At 59.4% G+C, this 2,122-nt stretch carries 3 protein-coding genes; all 3 read right to left on the bottom strand.

The genetic code is table 11. The annotated features are described in order from the left end of the window. Positions 1 to 245 precede the first annotated feature (245 nt). The gene (locus KAK03_RS24660) at positions 246 to 575 is read right to left on the bottom strand and encodes a hypothetical protein (RefSeq protein WP_210857337.1); all 330 of its coding nucleotides are present in this window, start codon (positions 573 to 575) and stop codon (positions 246 to 248) included. 130 nt (positions 576 to 705) lie between these two features. Continuing rightward, the gene (locus KAK03_RS24655; RefSeq protein WP_210857336.1) at positions 706 to 1,173 is read right to left on the bottom strand and encodes a hypothetical protein; all 468 of its coding nucleotides are present in this window, start codon (positions 1,171 to 1,173) and stop codon (positions 706 to 708) included. A gap of 126 nt (positions 1,174 to 1,299) precedes the next feature. Then, a complete protein-coding gene (locus KAK03_RS24650; RefSeq protein WP_210857335.1) occupies positions 1,300 to 2,043 on the bottom strand; it encodes a DUF695 domain-containing protein in 744 nt (247 codons plus the stop codon). Between the last annotated feature and the right edge of the window lie 79 nt (positions 2,044 to 2,122).

Here is a 2,122-nt window from a genome sequence, read left to right as displayed (position 1 = left end):
CAGACGCCAACCATGATTGCTGCGCCCGCGAAGAAGTACCTCATGTGCTGGAATTTTCGTGGCGGCGCCGCGACCTTTTGACTACGTGAGCTTCGAGCCGGGTGAATTGAGACGCGAGAGACATGCGGGTTGGTTGTGCGGCCTAACGTTGGAGCTGAGGGGCCGGAACCAGCTGGCCGCGCGAAGCGATGATGAACTGCTGAGCGCAGCGCGGCCAGCAGGTGCAGGTCCACTCGAGCGACTGGTTAGGCCTCATTGGCGGCGTCGCTGTCTTCGTATGACTCGCGGGCCCAAGGCTGAGCCGGCGATTCTCTGTGAGCAAGCCAACCTTCTGGCAGGTCAGCGAGTTGAACCAGCGTAGGGTCGCAGTCGATCATGCAACCAAGGCACACGACTTTTGCGTCAGCGCTGGCGTTGGTAGTGCCGCACATGAACTGCCAGTCACCATCGTGGTCGTGATAGACCTCAAGAATCGGAAGAGATCCGTCAAGGACGTACTTGGTGGTGAATGATGCGGCGTTGATTGCCGCATCAAATGGCCAGGCGGATTCTTCGAACGCGTTCGAGTGGCTCATGGATGAGGCCTAACGTTCGAGCTAAGCGGGCGACAACGGCAGGGCGCCAGGGCCCGGTTGGCGAAAATGTACCGCGTACCGCCGACCGGGCCCTGGTGGCCTGCCGTTGTCGCTCCGCTTGAGCGAGGGGTTAGGCCGCATGCGCGCGCCGCCAGACGTGAAGGAACACCATGCCGCCAAGCAGGCCATGCGCACCGAACTGTGCAACACCTTCGAGGTAGTTGAGCCAGCCGGCAATGGTTGGCTTGCCGCCAACGATGAGTTCCGTGTATTTGCCGTGCCATGTGGCTGAGAACGAACTGCCGCCTGTAGTTGCTGGCCAAGCAAACGCGGCGATGCCTATGCTGCCAACGATGAAACCAAGCAAGGCAACGTTCAGTGTTGTTGCCTTGCCCACTTTGTTTAGTGCCCAGAACCCGGGAAGACCGAGTATCAGTAGGTGCGCCGTTGCGACGAGCAGCACAAAAGCGGAGAGTTTCAGAATGTCGACACCGGGCACTGACTCACCAGCGAGAAGTGCTGGCAGAGCGCTCCAGCATGCGAACAATACCGGCTGGATTGCGAGGGCGCAGAGACAGGCGAGCAGAGTGTGTTTCATGCGGCCTAACGTTCGAGGTAACCTGCCCGCGGAGGCAGGTGCTGTAAGCCCGGACTGAGACGATAGTACTGCTGGCTCAGGCCGGGCTTACAGCGCCTGCCGTAGCGGGTCAGGTTGACCGAGGGGTTAGGCCTCAACGGGACACTCCCACCCGTCGTATTGACCTCCGTGGCGCAAAGCCGCTTCAAAAAGGGGAAGCGTCACATCGTCAATGTTGCTGTATGAGGGGACATCCGTTCGCCTGATCTGTGCACCGAAGCGCAAGGCACCTTGATCGCTGACGGGCCTGCTTCGGACCAAAAAGCCTAGCGCCGAAACCTCCGCGATGAATGCATCAGCCGCCTCATCGCTCTGAAAGTAGCACCAGTGGTCAATCTCGCGCTCCGCCGTTAGCTTGTCTCCGTGCCGTTCAAGAGCCTCGCATACGCGCCGGTTCTCGATTCTCTGGCGATCCAGCTCGCCGGGTAGTAGAAAGCTGAAGTAGGTGGACCACGTAGCATCTTCGCGCGAGCCTGTCTCGTACCTGTAGTCCTCGAATGGCGCTAGGGTTCTCTCCACCCTGCGCTGCCAGTCTGTTGCGGATACAGCGTAGAAGTAGAAGTCACGACAGCCTCCCGAAGTGTTTCGGCCAACGTAGCCAACTTCGTCATCGCAGAGATTCGCTTCTATCGCCTTCTCAATTTCGATGAGTGCATCGAACTCTTCCTTGCTCGACAGACCGTCCGGTCGAGGGTGGTTCATGTGAAGCCGAACGTAGGCCATCTGTGGATGAGTACTCAGGGGTGCGTGGGCCTGGATTCCCAGGTCCACGAAGATCGACGCGGGCTCGCCATCGACCCGCAGAGCGTAGAAGTCCCAGTTGTCTGTCATTTGAGGCCTTGTATGTTCAACCCAGCGATTCCACAGAAGAATCGCGGTTAGCGCAAGCGGCCCGTGCGCCTGCGTTGAA

This window comes from Ideonella alba (assembly GCF_018069845.1).
In the GTDB taxonomy this organism is placed as follows: Bacteria; Pseudomonadota; Gammaproteobacteria; order Burkholderiales; family Burkholderiaceae_C; genus Ideonella; species Ideonella alba.
Note: the sequence above shows the minus strand (reverse complement) of the source record. Positions and strands in the feature narration are given on the sequence as shown.

Bases quoted from the DNA above. Each gene is read 5' to 3' on its own strand.
- KAK03_RS24660 (WP_210857337.1), bottom strand. From the start codon at position 575: ATGAGCCACTCGAACGCGTTCGAAGAATCCGCCTGGCCATTTGATGCG.
- KAK03_RS24655 (WP_210857336.1), bottom strand. From the start codon at position 1,173: ATGAAACACACTCTGCTCGCCTGTCTCTGCGCCCTCGCAATCCAGCCG.
- KAK03_RS24650 (WP_210857335.1), bottom strand. From the start codon at position 2,043: ATGACAGACAACTGGGACTTCTACGCTCTGCGGGTCGATGGCGAGCCC.